This window comes from Streptomyces sp. CNZ287 (assembly GCF_007827615.1).
In genome coordinates, this window is the sequence record NZ_VISV01000001.1 from 129,250 (window position 1) to 144,976 (window position 15,727).

14 protein-coding genes and 1 riboswitch are annotated in these 15,727 nt (G+C 73.9%); of the genes, 6 read left to right on the forward strand and 8 right to left on the reverse strand.

Annotated features, from left to right (window positions below):
* Nucleotides 1-15 precede the first annotated feature (15 nt).
* Nucleotides 16-162, forward strand: a riboswitch (cobalamin riboswitch).
* Nucleotides 163-286: 124 nt separating this feature from the next.
* Nucleotides 287-2,710, forward strand: coding sequence for a ribonucleoside-diphosphate reductase subunit alpha (locus FB457_RS00575; RefSeq protein WP_145780420.1), 2,424 nt, complete (start codon nt 287-289; stop codon nt 2,708-2,710).
* A complete protein-coding gene (locus FB457_RS00580; RefSeq protein ID WP_047017957.1) occupies nt 2,707-3,726 on the forward strand; it encodes a ribonucleotide-diphosphate reductase subunit beta in 1,020 nt (339 codons plus the stop codon). Before FB457_RS00575 ends, FB457_RS00580 begins: the two co-directional genes overlap by 4 nt.
* A gap of 130 nt (nt 3,727-3,856) precedes the next feature.
* Here FB457_RS00580 and FB457_RS00585 read toward each other — a convergent pair whose 3' ends face one another.
* From FB457_RS00585 to FB457_RS00615, 7 genes are all read right to left on the reverse strand, one after another.
* Nucleotides 3,857-4,591, reverse strand: coding sequence for a D-Ala-D-Ala carboxypeptidase family metallohydrolase (locus tag FB457_RS00585; protein ID WP_047017956.1), 735 nt, complete (start codon nt 4,589-4,591; stop codon nt 3,857-3,859).
* Nucleotides 4,592-4,757: 166 nt separating this feature from the next.
* Nucleotides 4,758-5,405, reverse strand: coding sequence for a peptide deformylase (gene def / locus FB457_RS00590; RefSeq protein WP_145780421.1), 648 nt, complete (start codon nt 5,403-5,405; stop codon nt 4,758-4,760).
* Between the two features lie 85 nt (nt 5,406-5,490).
* Nucleotides 5,491-6,483 carry a tetratricopeptide repeat protein gene (locus tag FB457_RS00595; RefSeq protein ID WP_047017954.1) on the reverse strand — a complete coding sequence of 331 codons (993 nt, stop codon included), beginning with the start codon at nt 6,481-6,483 and terminating at the stop codon, nt 5,491-5,493.
* A gap of 164 nt (nt 6,484-6,647) precedes the next feature.
* On the reverse strand, nt 6,648-7,961 hold the full coding sequence (locus FB457_RS00600) for an HD domain-containing protein (protein ID WP_047017953.1): 1,314 nt from the start codon (nt 7,959-7,961) through the stop codon (nt 6,648-6,650).
* Nucleotides 7,958-9,337, reverse strand: coding sequence for an HD-GYP domain-containing protein (locus FB457_RS00605; protein WP_486588918.1), 1,380 nt, complete (start codon nt 9,335-9,337; stop codon nt 7,958-7,960). The genes FB457_RS00600 and FB457_RS00605 overlap by 4 nt, the downstream gene beginning before the upstream one ends.
* Before the next feature lie 105 nt (nt 9,338-9,442).
* Entirely contained in the window at nt 9,443-9,784 is a 342-nt protein-coding gene (rsrA, locus tag FB457_RS00610) for a mycothiol system anti-sigma-R factor (protein WP_047017952.1), read from the reverse strand.
* The gene (locus tag FB457_RS00615; protein ID WP_145780835.1) at nt 9,781-10,464 is read right to left on the reverse strand and encodes a sigma-70 family RNA polymerase sigma factor; all 684 of its coding nucleotides are present in this window, start codon (nt 10,462-10,464) and stop codon (nt 9,781-9,783) included. The genes rsrA and FB457_RS00615 overlap by 4 nt, the downstream gene beginning before the upstream one ends.
* 347 nt (nt 10,465-10,811) lie before the next feature.
* Between FB457_RS00615 and FB457_RS00620 the strand changes: the two genes are divergently transcribed.
* Nucleotides 10,812-11,444 (forward strand): alpha/beta hydrolase family protein, encoded by a 633-nt coding sequence (locus FB457_RS00620; protein ID WP_047020356.1) that lies wholly within the window; start codon nt 10,812-10,814, stop codon nt 11,442-11,444.
* Nucleotides 11,445-11,525: 81 nt separating this feature from the next.
* On the opposite strand, the gene FB457_RS00625 is transcribed toward FB457_RS00620, so the two are convergent.
* The gene (locus FB457_RS00625) at nt 11,526-12,347 is read right to left on the reverse strand and encodes an SOS response-associated peptidase (RefSeq protein WP_047017951.1); all 822 of its coding nucleotides are present in this window, start codon (nt 12,345-12,347) and stop codon (nt 11,526-11,528) included.
* 82 nt (nt 12,348-12,429) lie between these two features.
* On the opposite strand from FB457_RS00625, the gene FB457_RS00630 reads away from it, so the two are divergent.
* From FB457_RS00630 to rsgA, 3 genes are all read left to right on the forward strand, one after another.
* Nucleotides 12,430-13,143, forward strand: coding sequence for a M50 family metallopeptidase (locus FB457_RS00630; RefSeq protein ID WP_047017950.1), 714 nt, complete (start codon nt 12,430-12,432; stop codon nt 13,141-13,143).
* A 120-nt stretch (nt 13,144-13,263) separates the two neighbouring features.
* A complete protein-coding gene (gene aroA, locus FB457_RS00635) occupies nt 13,264-14,655 on the forward strand; it encodes a 3-phosphoshikimate 1-carboxyvinyltransferase (RefSeq protein ID WP_047017949.1) in 1,392 nt (463 codons plus the stop codon).
* 8 nt (nt 14,656-14,663) lie between these two features.
* Nucleotides 14,664-15,671 carry a ribosome small subunit-dependent GTPase A gene (rsgA, locus tag FB457_RS00640; protein WP_047017948.1) on the forward strand — a complete coding sequence of 336 codons (1,008 nt, stop codon included), beginning with the start codon at nt 14,664-14,666 and terminating at the stop codon, nt 15,669-15,671.
* The last annotated feature ends 56 nt before the right edge of the window (nt 15,672-15,727 follow it).

A 15,727-nucleotide genomic window follows, 5' to 3' on the forward strand; every position in this document is an offset into this window, starting at 1 on the left:
GCAAGCCACTAGATGTATGCTCGTCCTAGCTGCCGACGCAGGGGAATCCGGTGGAAGTCCGGAGCTGTCCCGCAACGGTGAGCGATGTACGGGCATGCCTGCCACGCGCCGGCGGGTCCGTATGTCGTGAGCCCGAAAACCTGCGGCAGCGATCGATGACGTCCGGGTCTCGTGGATTGGGCTCGCGGACGCACACGGGTTGCCTCGACGGAGTCTGGCATGCCCGCCTGCGCCCGTACCGCAGCCTCTCCCGCGCGGCCCCCGCCGAGCGAGGGAGAGCAGCATCTTGACGATCGCACCACCGGCCGCGCCTACGGGGCCCGCCTCCGCCACCCCCCGTGCCGGCGACGGCCCGGCCGCCGCGCTCACCCGCACCCTCGCCGAGCTCACCGCCGACCTCCCCGCCACCGACCCCGCCCGGGTCGCCGCCGACGCGCTGCGCGGACGGCACCCGGGCTCCGGCGAGGCGGAGTTGCGGGAGCTGGCCACCGACGCCGCGGCGGCGCTCATCGCCGAGGAGCCGGAGTACTCGAAGCTGGCCGCCCGGCTGCTCACCCGGGCCGTCGCCGAGGAGGCCGCGGGCCAGGGCGCCACGAGCTTCTCCGCCGCGATCGCCGTGGGCCACCGCGAGGGCATCGTCGCCGACGCCACCGCCGCGTTCGTCCGGCGGCACGCCGCCCGCCTCGACGCGCTGGTCGACGAGGCCGTGGCCGAGGGCCGCGACGACCTGTTCGGCTACTTCGGCCTGCGTACGGTCTCCACCCGCTATCTGCTGCGCCACCCCACCGAGCGCGCGGTCATCGAGACCCCCCAGCACTTCTTCCTCCGCGTCGCCTGCGGGCTGGCCGCCGGCGACTCCGACGCGGACGTCGCCGAAGTGGCCGAGCTGTACGGGCTGATGAGCCGCCTCGGCTACCTGCCCTCCTCCCCCACCCTCTTCAACTCCGGCACCCGCCACCCGCAGATGTCGTCCTGCTACCTGCTGGACTCCCCGCTCGACGAGCTGGACTCGATCTACGAGCGCTACCACCAGGTCGCCCGGCTCTCCAAGCACTCCGGCGGCATCGGCATCCCCTTCACCCGGGTCCGCTCCCGCGGCTCGCTGATCCGCGGCACCAACGGCCACTCCAACGGCATCGTCCCGTTCCTGCGCACCCTGGACGCCTCCGTCGCCGCCGTGAACCAGGGCGGCAAGCGCAAGGGCGCCGCCTGCGTCTACCTGGAGCCCTGGCACGCCGACGTCGAGGAGTTCCTGGAGCTGCGGGACAACACCGGCGAGGAGGCCCGCCGCACCCACAACCTCAACCTCGCGCACTGGATCCCGGACGAGTTCATGCGCCGCGTCGAGGCCGACGGCCCCTGGTCGCTCTTCTCGCCCGCCGACGTGCCCGAGCTGACCGACCTGTACGGCGCCGGGTTCGACGCGGCGTACGCCCGCGCGGAGGCCGATGGGCGATACGTCAGGCAGATCCCCGCGCGGCAGTTGTACGGCCGGATGATGCGTACCCTCGCGCAGACCGGCAACGGCTGGATGACCTTCAAGGACGCCGCCAACCGCACCGCCAACCAGACCGCGGAGCCCGGCGCCGTCGTGCACTCCTCGAACCTCTGCACCGAGATCCTGGAGGTCTCGGACGACGGCGAGACCGCGGTGTGCAACCTCGGCTCGGTCAACCTCGCCGCCCATCTCGTCGACACCGCCGGCGGCTGGGAAGGGGCGATGGACTGGGAGAAGCTGGACGCCACCGTCCGTACGGCCGTGACGTTCCTCGACCGCGTCGTGGACATCAACTTCTACCCCACCGAGCAGGCCGCGGCGTCCAACTCCCGCTGGCGGCCCGTGGGCCTGGGCGTGATGGGCCTCCAGGACGTCTTCTTCCGGCTGCGGCTGCCGTTCGACTCCCCGGCGGCGCGGGCGCTGTCCACCCGTATCGCCGAGCGCATCATGCTCGCCGCGTACGCCGCCTCCGCCGACCTCGCCGAGCGGCACGGCGCGCACCCGGCCTGGTCCCGCACCCGCGCCGCCCGCGGCGTGCTCCACCCCGACCACTACCCCGAGGCCGGCGCGGTCTGGCCGGAGCGCTGGACCGCGCTCCGCGCCCGGATCGCGGAGACGGGCCTGCGGAACTCGCTGCTGCTGGCCATCGCGCCGACCGCGACGATCGCCTCCATCGCCGGCGTCTACGAGTGCATCGAGCCGCAGGTCTCCAACCTCTTCAAGCGCGAGACGCTGAGCGGCGAGTTCCTCCAGGTCAACTCCTACCTGGTAGCCGAGCTGAAGGCGCTCGGGGTGTGGGACGCGCAGACCCGCGAGGCGCTGCGCGAGCACGACGGGTCCGTACAGGAGCTGACCTGGATCCCCGAGGAGGTCCGGGCGCTCTACCGCACGGCGTGGGAGATGCCGCAGCGCGCGCTGATCGACATGGCCGCGGCCCGTACGCCCTACCTCGACCAGGCCCAGTCGCTCAACCTCTTCATGGCCGCGCCGACCATCGGCAAGCTCAGCTCGATGTACGCCTACGCCTGGAAGTCCGGGCTGAAGACGACGTACTACCTGCGCTCCCGCCCGGCCACCCGGATCGCCCGCTCGGCCCGCGCCGCCGCGCCCGCCGGCGCCGCCCCCGTACCCCTGCCCGTCCAGCAGCCGCACGCCGACGATGCCGTCGCCTGCTCCCTGGAGAACCCCGAGACCTGCGAGGCCTGCCAGTGACCACCGCCACCGGAGCCAAGAACCTGCTCGACCCCGGCTTCGAGCTGACCCTGCGCCCCATGCGCTACCCGGACTTCTACGAGCGCTACCGGGACGCGATCAAGAACACCTGGACCGTCGAGGAGGTCGACCTCCACTCCGACGTCTCCGACCTCGCGAAGCTCTCGCCGGGCGAACAGCACCTCATCGGCCGGCTGGTGGCGTTCTTCGCCACCGGCGACTCGATCGTGGCGAACAACCTGGTGCTCACGCTCTACAAGCACATCAACTCGCCGGAGGCCCGCCTCTACCTCTCCCGCCAGCTCTTCGAGGAGGCCGTGCACGTCCAGTTCTATCTGACGCTGCTCGACACCTACCTCCCCGACCCGGACGAGCGGGCCGCGGCGTTCGCCGCCGTCGAGAACATCCCGTCGATCCGCGAGAAGGCGCAGTTCTGCTTCCGCTGGATGGACTCCGTGGAGAACATCGAGCGGCTGGAGACCAGGGAGGACCGCCGCCGCTTCCTGCTCAACCTCATCTGCTTCGCCGCCTGCATCGAGGGACTGTTCTTCTACGGCGCGTTCGCGTACGTCTACTGGCTGCGCTCCCGCGGTCTGCTGCACGGGCTTGCGACGGGCACGAACTGGGTGTTCCGCGACGAGAGCATGCACATGGACTTCGCGTTCTCCGTGGTCGACACGGTCCGCGAGGAGGAGCCGGGGCTCTTCGACGAGGAGCTGGGGCGGCAGGTGCGCGACATGCTCGACGAGGCGGTGCGCGCGGAGCTGCAGTTCGCGCGGGACCTGTGCGGCGACGGCCTGCCGGGGATGAACACCGACTCGATGCGCGCGTATCTGGAATGCGTGGCGGACCAGCGGCTGGCCCGGCTGGGCTTCGCGCCCGTGTACGGGTCGCAGAACCCCTTCGCGTTCATGGAGTTGCAGGACGTGCAGGAGCTGACGAACTTCTTCGAGCGGCGCCCGTCCGCGTACCAGGTGGCCGTGGAGGGCTCGGTCGGGTTCGACGACGAGTTCTGAGCGCCGCCTGCCGGACGGCAGATGAGCCGCGGCGCCGGCCGGAACCGACCGCGGGGGGCGGGTCCGGCCGGCGGCCGCTTGCTGCTGCGGCGGCGTTGCCGCGCCGCTTGTGCTGCTGCGCCGCCCGCGGTCAGATGCCGCAGGAGGGAGCCGACCAGTAGCGCGAGGACCGGCCGTCCACGTGCGTGTGGTCGTTGTGGCCCGGGTAGCCGGGACCGAGGATCCCGCCGAAGCCGTGGGTACGCGCCTGCTGGGCCAGCCGGCAGAACGACGGGGAGCCGACGAGGTCGGCCGCCGTGCCGTACAGATGCTGGCTGTTGGAGGCGCCGCCGACCGCGTTGTTGCACGAGACGGAGCGGAAGCCGCTGCTGATGTTGATCGGGACGTCACCGAGGGCGTGCCGCATCGCCTCCAGCTTCCACATGGTGCGCTTGGCGTTCTCCTTGGCCGTCGCCGCGGAGACCGCGCCACCGCCCCAGGTGGAGTTGCACTTGTTCAGTTCGCCGTAGGTGAAGTGAATCGGCGTGCAGTCGGCGTCCTGCAGGCTGTAGATCTTGTTGAATGTGTTGGTGCCCGCGACGCCGTCCGAGCTGAGCCCGTACGCACTCTGGAACTTGGCGACGGCGGCCTTGGTGCGGGGGCCGAAGTTGCCGTCGATGGCGAGGATTTCACCGGACGTCACGTGTCCCGCCACCCGGATCTGCAACTGGGTGACGTCGGAGCCGGACATGCCTTCCGAGAGCGTGCGGTTCCAGGTGTAGCACGAGTCCGCCTGCGCGGTGCCGGCGGTCGCGACCGTGCCGACGACACCTGCCGCCGCGATCATGGCGATGCTGAGGATGAGTCTGACCGTACGTCTGAGCATGGGGCCTCCGTGCGTCCGTACGAATGGGGGGCTCCGAGCCTCGCGTGCGCAGGGCGCACGGTCAACGCACCGCCATGGCGCCAGTGGACTGGACCACTGCCGTAACCGCCGCGCAAGAGGCGGCGGTCACGGCCCGCGGGCGGCGGATCCGGGCAGGCCGGGCGCGTCAGTCGTTGGGGACGGTCTCGTACCGCGGGGTGTTCTCGGCCATCTGCTCCATGACGTCCTTGCGCTCGCGCTTGGAGAGCCGGTCGATGTAGAGCCGCCCGTAGAGGTGGTCCGTCTCGTGCTGCAGGCAACGGGCGAAGTAGCCCGTGCCGGCCACCCGGAGGGGGTTGCCGTCGAGGTCGCGGCCGCTCACCACCGCGTAGTCGGGGCGGGCCAGCGACATGTACGCGCCGGGGACGGACAGGCAGCCCTCGTTGCCGTCGTCGAGCTGCCGGCGGTCGGCGGGCAGCTCCTCCAGCACGGGGTTGCACACGGCGCCCACGTGCCGCACGCCGTCGTCGTCCGGGCAGTCGTAGACGAAGACCTTGAGGTCGACCCCGATCTGGTTGGCCGCCAGGCCCACGCCCTCCGCGGCCCGCTGGCTGGCGAACATGTCGTCCACGAGCCGCCGCAGCGCGTCGTCGAACTCCGTCACGTCCCGGCACTCGCGGTGCAGCACCGGATTGCCGACCACCGTGATCGGCCGGGCCGTGCCCCGCTCGCGGGCCGCCCGCTCGCGCGCCTCCGCGTCCTTCACGTCGTCGATGAACACGTCCGGCGACTCCGCTTCCCGCCCCGCCTGCTCCTGCTCCGCCTGCTGCGTCATGCTCGCCGTACGCCTTCCTGGTTCCCGCCCTCACGAGCTTCTGTGAAAAGACCGGAGTCCAGGGTACGGCCAGGTTCCGACAGCCTCAGACGACTTCCTCCAGATCCCGCCAGTCCCGGGTGTCCGGGCTGTCCGCCGCCCAGCTCTCCAGCAGCCCGCGCACCAGGGACGCGGGCGCGGCTATCCCGCACTCGCGCTCCGGGACCCACAGCCCGTCCTCGGTGCGGTGCACCAGCGGGCCCGGCTGGCCCGGCTCGCTGTGGTCGTGCGGGTCGAGGGTCGCCTGCAGCGAGCCCTCGGCGCTGGGCATGCAGCTCTCCGAGCAGGTACGGCAGAGCAGCCGCACCGACGACGACCAGTCCTCGGCCGCGTACCCCGCCTCGGCCGCCAGCAGCTCGACGGCGTCCCGGTCCGCCTCGGTGGCGGCCTCCAGCAGCACCACCCACGTCGGCACCGGCGAGGGCGCCCACAGCTCTATCTCGTCGAAGACCGGGTACGAGGGCCCCGCCAGCGTCGCCCGCTCGCCGTGCGGCACCCCGTCGTGCAGCACGACCTCGCCCCAGCGCCGCCCCGACGACGGCAGCGGGATGCTCTGCACCTCGATCCGCGCCGGGTCGAGACGGCGGCCCCAGACGACCTCCGCCTCGCCCTCGGGCGACAGCCGCACCGCGGCGCTGCCCAGGTCCATGTCCTCCGGTGGGTCGGTGGCCCCCTGGTGCGCGGCGCCGCCGGGCACGCTCAGGCCGTACGCCTGCCAGGCCCGCCGCGCCAGCGGCCAGTCCTGGAGGGCGGTGGCGGCGATGCCGACGTTCCACCAGTCGGGCGCGCCCGTCTCGCGGTCGAGCAGCGCGACGGCCCGCAGGCCCGCGGCGCGCGCCTGCTCCCAGTCGTGCCGGAACTTGTGCAGCAGCGCAAGGTTGAACCACGACTCCGACAGCCAGGGCTCCAGGCCCGCGGCACGGGTGAGCAGCGCGCCCGCGTCGTCGTACCGGCCGTCGCCGATCAACGTGAACGCGCGGTCGGTCGCCTGCCGCCACGAGGCGGAGGGCCGATGCCGTGTTCTACCGAAGATCCTCACGATTCCTGCCTGCCGTCTTTGACTCCAGGATGACCACTGTGCGGCCCGTCCGCACGGCGTGCTCTCCCGGGGGGCGCCGTTGCTCCCCGCAACTTCCTGTCCGCTCGGGTGCCGGGCTATGCCCGCATCCAACCACGCGGTGCCGTACACCCGCTTCTTACCGGTCAGTTCGCGCACACGCCACTTGCCAGCACCTCCCGCAGCGCGTCCACCACCACCGGGTCGTACTCGTCCGCAGTGGCCAGCCGGAGCCGCTCCAGGGCCGCCAGCGGCCCGGCGGCGACCGCGCCCTCACCCTTCGCGTTCCCCGCCACCAGCACGTCGTATGCGGCCGCCACGCGCACGATACGGGCCGCGACCGGCTGGTCACGGTACGGCTCCGCCTGCCGCTCCACGACGACGGCGACCTCGGCGGCCACCCCGGTCTGCCGCACCACCGCGCCGCCGAGCAGGGCGACGCGCCGCCGGTCGGCGAGACTCTCGGCGCCGGGCGGCACGGTCCCGTCGCCGCCGGGCGGCACCGGGTCGGCCAGGGAGAGCTTGCCGAGGTCGTGCATGAGCGCGGCCTGCTCCAGCACGTCCAGCTCCCGCTCGGAGAGCCCCCGTACCCGGCCGATCGCCCGGCTGAGGGCGGCGACGCGGTGGGCATGGCCCTGGCTGTGGTAGCCGGCCACCTCGGTCGCGCGGGCCAGGGAGGCGATGGTCTGGCGGTACGTGCGGCGTACCGCGGCGTAGCGGCGGAACGAGACCTGGGTGAGCAGCAGGGGCAGGCTCAGCACGGGCAGCGCCCAGGGCCCGGCCACCTGCGCGGCCAGCGCGATGACGACGCCGGTCGCGCACATCGCGGAGCCGACGCCGGGCAGGGCGCGCAGCTCGTCGCGGAGCAGAGGGCCGTACGGCCAGCCGGTGCGGGCCCGGGCGAGGCAGGCCGCGAGCACGGCGTCGCAGAGCGCGGTGAGGGCGAGGACGCCGAGCAGCGCCAGGACGTAGCCGGGGCCCGCGGCGAGGCCCGCGACGGGGCCGCCGTCGCCGTCGCGGGGGGCGCCGGCGCACAGGGGGCGGCAGCAGGCGGCGGCGAAGGCGGTGCCGAGGACCCGGCGGACCAGGTGTTCGGCGGTGGGGCCGCGGCCCCGGGCGACGTGCGGGACGGCGCCGACGACGGTGGCGGTGAAGGACACGGCGGCGATCTCCAGGACCGCGCCGCCCGCCGCGTCCGCCGGAATGCAGAGCAGCGCGTACCCGAGCGCGCCGGCGGTCGCCAACGGCGCGGGGATGCGCGCGGGGGCGCACGCGCGGTGGTCGCCCGCCACCTCGCCGAGCACGATGAGGAGGCCGAAGGCGAGCGCGGCCTCGGGCTGGGCGAGCCCGTGCGTGAGCGTCCAGCAGAACCCGGCCGCGGTCGCCGCCCCCGCGGCCCCGACCGCCACGCGCACCTCCGGCGGGGTCCGGTGCCGGGCGCGGCGAACCGATCCGCTCACGGGGCGCCACCACTGCGTACGACGTCCGCCGTACCGCCCGCCGCGCCGTCCCCGCGCCGCTCCCCGGCCCCGCCGCGCAGCGGCGCGGGGACGGCGGCCGGCTCGTCCGCGGTGACCTCGGCGTGCCAGCCGCGGCGCCCGATCGCACCGGCCAGCGCGCGCACCATCCGGGGGTCGAACTGCGCACCCGCACACCGCCGCAGCTCCGCGAGCGCGGCGGGCACCTCGCGGGCGCGCCGGTAGGAGCGGGTCGACGTCATGGCGTCGAAGGCGTCGGCGACCGCCACCACCCGGGCGTATTCCGGAATCGCCTCGCCGGTGAGCCCGTACGGGTAACCGCCGCCGTCCATCCGCTCGTGGTGGTGGAGGATCGCCGAGCGCACCTCCTCCAGGAAGCCGATGCCGCGGACGATCTCGTGCCCGTACTCCGGGTGCAGCTCGATGACCCGCCGCTCCTCCGGCGTCAGCGGCCCGTCCTTGCGCAGGATGCGCGTCGGCACACCGAGCTTGCCCACGTCGTGCAGGATCCCGGCGAACCGCAGGACCTCCTGCCGCCGCTCGTCCATGCCCAGCTCGCGCGCGATGAGCACCGACGCGCGGCCGACCCGCTCGCTGTGCCCGCGGGTGTAGCGGTCCTTGATGTCGACGGCCTGCACCAGCGCGCGGATCGTCGCCTGGTGCGCCGCCCGTTCGCGGTTGGCCTGGGCGAACGCCCAGCAGGAGATGGCCATCGGCAGCAGCACGAGCAGCCCGCTGGCGGGCCCGTGCGGGCTGTGCCAGAGCATGGCCATCATCAGTCCGGCGAGCCCGTGCACGAGGTACGTGCCCGCCGCCGCGGGCGCGCCGGCGAGCGCGGCGCGGGGGGAACGGCGCTCGGCGGCGGCCTGCATCAGGGCGGCCAGGCAGGTGAGGACGGTCCAGAAGGCCGCGACCGCGGCGAGCGCGGCGGGCAGCAGCTCGGGGATCCCGGCCTCGCCGAGTCTGGCGTCCCCGGGCATGCGCCCGGCGGCGTACGCGGCCGCCCAGCCGGCGAGCGCGAGTTCCGCGGCCCGCCACAGCCGCCGCGGGGCGGCGGGCTGCTCGGCGATCCGGGCGGTCAGCGCGCCCGGAAGGGGGACGAGGGCCGCCGCGGAGGGCGGCAGCAGAAACGCTCCTGCAAGGAGGATCGGGAAGAACGCGCCGATACCGTCGGGCACCCGTCCGGCCAGCGGCGGGACGCGCCAGAGGTGTTCACCGGCCGCGTAGACGACGGCCAGCAGGGCCAGCGCCGCCCAGGGGGTCGCGGCCCCGGGCAGCAGCGCGGGAGCGGCGCACGCAGCGGTGGCGAGGAGTGCGCACAGCAGACAGCCGCGCCCGGCCGCAGAGACCTGCGCCACCTGCCCCATGCGCCCCACGCTCCTCGTCCCGGCTGTACTCCGTACGAGTTGGGGAGCATAGGACGGCACCTACGGCCGAAGGGGGCGCAGTTCCGTAAAAGAACACTACGAGGCGGGTGGATTCGCACCTTCGAGTGACGTGGGGCGGCCCTCGTCCCCGCCGTCGAGCACCGGCTGATCCGGTACCTCGTCGCCGGACCTGATGGTGTCGATGCGGCCCATCACCTTCGCGCGCAGATCCGCCGGTACGTCGTCCTGCCCGCAGCAGCGCTTGACGAGCTTCTTCACGGCCTGCTCCAGGCCGTACTTCTCCAGACAAGGGCTGCATTCGTCGAAGTGCACCTGGAACTTCGCGCAGTCGCCTTCCGGCATCTCCTTGTCGAGGTACTCGTAGAGGTGGTCGAGGACCTCTGAGCAATCCGTCTCGTGCGGCTCTCCGCAGCTCATGATCCCGAACCCTTTCCCGTGTGCGACCCGGCCGACTCAGGACCGGCACCCGCCGGCATCAGGCCGCGCTCCTGCGCGTAGTCCTCCAGGAGACCGCGCAGCTGGCGGCGACCGCGGTGCAGCCGGGACATGACCGTACCGATCGGTGTCCCCATGATGTCCGCGATCTCCTTGTAGGCAAAGCCCTCGACGTCCGCCAGATAGACCGCGATCCGGAACTCCTCCGGAATCGCCTGGAGGGCCTCCTTCACGTCCGAGTCCGGCAGGTGGTCCAGCGCCTGGGCCTCGGCGGAGCGCAGGCCGGTCGACATGTGCGACTCGGCCCGGGCGAGCTGCCAGTCCTCGATCTCCTCGGCGGCACTGCGCTGCGGCTCACGCTGCTTCTTGCGGTACGAGTTGATGAACGTGTTGGTCAGGATGCGGTAGAGCCACGCCTTCAGGTTCGTGCCCTCGCGGAACTGGTGGAAGGACGCGTACGCCTTGGCATAGGTCTCCTGCACCAGGTCCTCCGCGTCGGCGGGATTGCGCGTCATGCGCAGCGCGGCCGAGTACATCTGGTCGAGGAACTGGAGCGCGTCACGCTCGAAGCGTGCGTTCCGCTCGGCGGACGTCTCCTCGGGCGTCTCCGGCTCCTCGGCCGCCCCGCCCTTCCCCGTGTCGGTCCCAGTGACGAGACCCACCTCCTCCAGCACCGTGGTGGAGCCTCCCGTGGCCCCGTACGGTTCGGAGGATAGACGACGTACGTGCACATCCGCCGCCCAGTACTTCTCCGCTGCCTCCGGCTGCGGACGCGACGGGCATGCGACCCCGGTCATGCGTTTCCCTTCGACGATCGCGTGACGTATACCGCTGAGAACGCTCGCCGCCGATGCCGCATTCCCCGGGCGGACCGCGTGACATCCGCCGGGTACGGGCCCGGGCCTGCCCGGACGCGTACGAAGTGCCGCGGGCGCGGGAGGGCACGGATCTGCGGCGTCGCCTGTGCCGGAGCACCGGGGGCGCGGGCCGCTCGCCTAGATTGTGGCGGGTGAAGCCCACCACCCAGACCGTCGCCACCCCGCCCGGTGACGCCCGGATCACCTGGCACCGGGCCGCCCGGCCGCGCCTCGTGCTCGCGCTGAGCCACGGCGCCGGCGGCGGCATCGAGGCCCGTGATCTGCGGGCGCTGGCCGGCGCGCTGCCCGCCGAGGGGGTCACCGTCGCGCTCGTCGAGCAGCCGTGGCGGGTCGCGGGACGCAAGCTGGCGCCCGCGCCCAAGACCCTCGACGCCGGCTGGACGGCGCTCTGGCCCGCCCTGGAGAAGCCCGGGCTGCCGGTCGTCGCGGGCGGCCGGAGCGCCGGCGCCCGGGTCGCGTGCCGTACCGCCCGGGACCTCGGCGCCCTGGCGGTGCTCGCCCTGGCCTTCCCGCTGCACCCGCCGGGCAAGCCGGAGAAGTCGCGGCTGGCGGAGCTGCTGGACGCCGGGGTGCCGACGCGCGTGGTGCAGGGCGAGCGCGACCCGTTCGGCGTGCCCGCGGAGTTCCCGGCCGAGGTCGACGTGGTGCCCGTGCCGTACGCGGACCACGGCTTCGCCGTGGCCAGGAGCGCGCCGCCCGACGAGGCCGGGACCGCCGCCACGATCACCGCCGCCGCGGCGGACTGGCTCGCCGGCCTGCACTGAAGTCGCACCCGGTACCCGCGCCACCGCCGCCCCGCGGAGCGCCGTGGCGGTCAGCCGGCCCTGAGGCCCGGAACGCGGACCCTAGAACAGGGTCTCCTCCTCCGGCGCGGCTATCTCCTCCACCAGCTCCGCGCCGTTGTTGCGCACGTCGCTCACCTTCGTCGACACCGGGAACGCCCGCAGCAGCCCCGGCGGGGGCGGGGTCAGCAGCTCGCGCAGGGCCTCCGGGTCCTTGTTGGCCGGGTCGAGCCAGGCGTCCCAGCGGTCCGGGGTGAGCATCAGCGGCATCCGCGGGTGGATCTCGGCGAGGGTGTGCGGCCCCGACTCCCCCGCGGAACCGCCGGCCAGCTCCGTGGTCTCCGCCTCCGTCGTGACCACCGTGCACGTCACCCACCACGCGCGCGGGTCGTCGTCCGGCAGCGTCTTGTCCCGCCAGAACTCGAAGAGCCCCGCCATCGCGAAGACCGAGCCGTCGGCCGGGGTGACGAAGTACGGCTGCTTGCGGGGCCGCTTCTTCTTCCCCTGCTCCTCCAACTGCCGCTCGCCCTTGAACGTCAGCCACTCGAAGTAGCCGTCGGCCGGCAGCAGGCAGCGCCGGGAGGCGAAGGCGCGGCGGTAGGCCGGCTTCTCGTGCACGGTCTCGGCCCTGGCGTTGATCATCTTCACGCCCAGGTCCGGGTTCTTCGCCCAGGACGGCACGAGGCCCCAGCGCAGCGCCCGCAACTGGCGCACGGGCCGGGGGTCGTCCGAGTCCCGCTCCGGGCGCTCCAGCACCGCGTACACGTTCTTGGTGGGCGCCACGTTGTAGTCGGGCGCGAGCGTCTCCTCCGCGTCCCACTTCTCCACCTCGAAGAGGTGGACGAGGTCCTCGGGTTTCCTGCTCGCCGCGTACCGTCCGCACATGGGTGACAAGACTGCCACGCCCCTCTGACAGGCCGCACACGGTGCCTTGGCTACCCTGCTCGTCCGAGCACCTGGAGGGCACATGGAAGGAACCAGCCTCGGCGAGCTGTGGGACCGCGTCGTCGGCACCCAGCCGGACCCCTCGGAGTGGCTGGTCGTGGTGACGGGGCTGGTGGCGCTCTCCGTCGTGCTGCCCTGGGGCATATGGCGGGTGGCGCGCAACGCCGTCACCATCGCGCACGAGGGCGGCCACGGCCTCGTCGCCGTGCTGACCGGCCGCCGCCTGGAGGGCATACGCCTGCACTCCGACACCTCGGGCCTGACCGTCAGCCGCGGCAAGCCCTCCGGACTCGGCATGGTCCTCACCGCCGCCTCCGGCTACACCGCACCGCCGCTGCTCGGCCTCGCCGGTGCCTGGCTGCTGGCCGACGGGCGCATCACGGCGGCACTGTGGGGCGCGATCGCCCTGCTCGCGGCGATGCTGCTGATGATCAGGAACGCGTACGGGGTGGTGACCGTCGTCCTGACCGGGGCCGCGTTCTTCCTCGTCTCCTGGCTGACCGAGCCCGACGTGCAGGCGGCGTTCGCGTACGGGGCCGTGTGGTTCCTGCTGCTCGGCGGCGTGCGGCCGGTCTTCGAGCTGCAGCGCAAGCGGCGCCGCGGCGAGGCGCCGCAGTCCGACGCCGACCAGTTGGGGCGGCTGACGCACACCCCCGCCGGGCTGTGGGTCTTCCTGTTCTACGTCGTCGCGCTCTGCGCCCTCGCCGGCGGCGCCCGCTGGCTGCTCGACCTCTGATCCGCCCGGCGCCCCCGCTCCCGTCCGCGACCCCGTCGCCGCCGTCCGCAACCCGCCGGTTGTCCACAGGCGGCGGGCGAACCCTGCGAGCGGCGGTCCCGCCCGCATAGGGTGAGTGCCATGACCGCTTCGCAGAGCAGCCCCTGGCCCGCGCCGACCGCCGCAGGTCCGGTGACGGCGGCCGTCACCGTGCCCGGATCGAAGTCGGTCACGAACCGGGCGCTGGTGCTCGCCGCGCTCGCCTCCGGGCCCGGCCGGCTGCGCCGGCCGCTGCGTTCGCGCGACAGCGCGCTGATGGCGGGCGGCCTGCGGGCCCTCGGTGTCGGCATGGAGGAGGGCGTGGGCCCGGACGGCACCGAGGAGTGGCGCGTCACCCCCGGCGGCGGCCTGCGGGGCGACGCCGCGGTGGACGTGGGCAACGCGGGCACGGTCATGCGCTTCCTGCCGCCCGTCGCCGCCCTGGCCGACGGCCCGGTCCGCTTCGACGGCGACCCGCGCAGCCACGAGCGCCCGCTGCACGGCGTGATCGACGCGCTGCGCGCCCTCGGCGCCAGGATCGACGACACCGCGCAGGGCAGCCCCGGCGCCCTGCCGCTGACGGTGTACGGGGAGGGGACGCTGCGGGGCGGTCCTGTCGAGGTCGACGCCTCCTCGTCCTCCCAGTTCGTCAGCGCGCTGCTGCTGTCCGCGCCGCGCTTCGACAAGGGCGTGGAGCTGCGGCACACGGGCGCCCGGCTGCCCTCGCTGCCGCACATCCGGATGACCGTGGAGATGCTGCGGGGGGCCGGCGCCGAGGTGGACGCGCCGGAGGACGGCGGCGAGCCGCACGTGTGGCGGGTGGCGCCGGGCGGCCTGCGCGGGCGGGACCTGACGGTGGAGCCGGACCTGTCGAACGCCCAGCCGTTCCTGGCCGCCGCGCTCGTCACCGGCGGCCGGGTGACGATTCGCGACTGGCCCCGGCGGACCACGCAGCCCGGGGACGCGCTGCGCGAGATCTTCACGGAGATGGGCGGCTCCTGCGAGCTGGTGACCACGGGGGACCGCACGGACCTCGTCTTCACCGGTGCCTCCTCGGCGGGCGGCGTCCGCGGCATCGACATCGACCTCTCCGAGGTCGGCGAGCTGACGCCCGGCATCGCCGCGGTGGCGGCGCTCGCGGGCTCGCCGTCCCGGCTGCGCGGCGTCGGCCATCTGCGGCTGCACGAGACGGACCGGCTCGCCGCCCTCACCCGGGAGATCAACGGGCTGGGGGGCGACGTCACCGAGACCGCGGACGGCCTGGAGATCCGCCCCCGCGCGCTGCACGGCGGCGTCTTCCACACGTACGACGACCACCGGATGGCCACCGCGGGCGCGGTCCTGGGCCTGCTGGTGAAGGGGGTGCAGGTGGAGAACGTGGAGACGACCGCCAAGACCCTGCCCGACTTCCCCCGGATGTGGGCCGGCCTGCTCGCCGGGACGGACACCGGGCCCGCGGCCGGCGCGCCCGCCGCCCAGGACCCGAGAGACTGACCCGCGCGATGCGGCGCTACGGCAAGAACCCCGACGAGGACGACGTCCGCGTACGCCCGGACCGCCGGGGCAGCCGCCCCCGCAGCCGCAACCGCCCCAAGCACGAGGACGCCGCCGAGGGCCTCGTCCTCACCGTCGACCGCGGCCGCATCACCTGCCTCGTCCGGGAGCGCACCATCACCGCCATGAAGGCCCGCGAGCTGGGCCGCAAGGGCATCGTCGTCGGGGACCGCGTCGCCGTTGTCGGGGACGTCTCCGGGGACCCCGGGACGCTGGCGCGCATCGTCCGCGTCGAGGAGCGCAGGTCGGTGCTGCGCCGCACGGCGGACGACGACGATCCGTACGAGCGCGTGGTCGTCGCCAACGCCGACCAGTTGGCCATCGTGACCGCACTCGCCGACCCGCCGCCGCGGCCGCGGCTGGTGGACCGCTGCCTGGTCGCCGCGTACGACGGCGGGCTCGACCCGCTGCTCGTGCTCACGAAGTCGGACCTGGCGCCCGCGGACGAGCTGCTGGAGTCGTACGCGCCGCTGGGCGTCCGGGCCGTCGCCTGCAACCGCGACGAGCTGGCCACCGGCGAGGGCGCCGCCCGCGTGCTGGACCTGCTCACCGACCGCGTGACCGCCTTCGTCGGCCACAGCGGCGTCGGCAAGACCACCCTGGTCAACGCGCTCGTGCCGGAGCGCCAGCGGGCCACCGGCGAGGTGAACGTCGTCACCGGCCGCGGCCGGCACACCACCACGTCCGCGCTCGCCCTGCCGCTGCCCGACGACAAGGGCTGGGTCATCGACACCCCGGGCGTGCGGTCGTTCGGCCTGGCGCACGTGGATCCCTCGCGCGTCATCCACGCCTTCCCCGACCTGGAGCCCGGGACGGCGGACTGCCCGCGCAACTGCAGCCACGACGAGCCGGACTGCGCGCTGGACGCCTGGGTCGCCGGGGGCCACGCCGATCCCGCCCGGCTGGCCTCGCTGCGCCGCCTTCTCGCCACCCGCGAGCGCCGGGAAGGGGACTGACCGCGGCCGGGCCGCGGGCCGCCGGAGCGTTTCGGCAGGTCCGTCGCCCCCGCGGA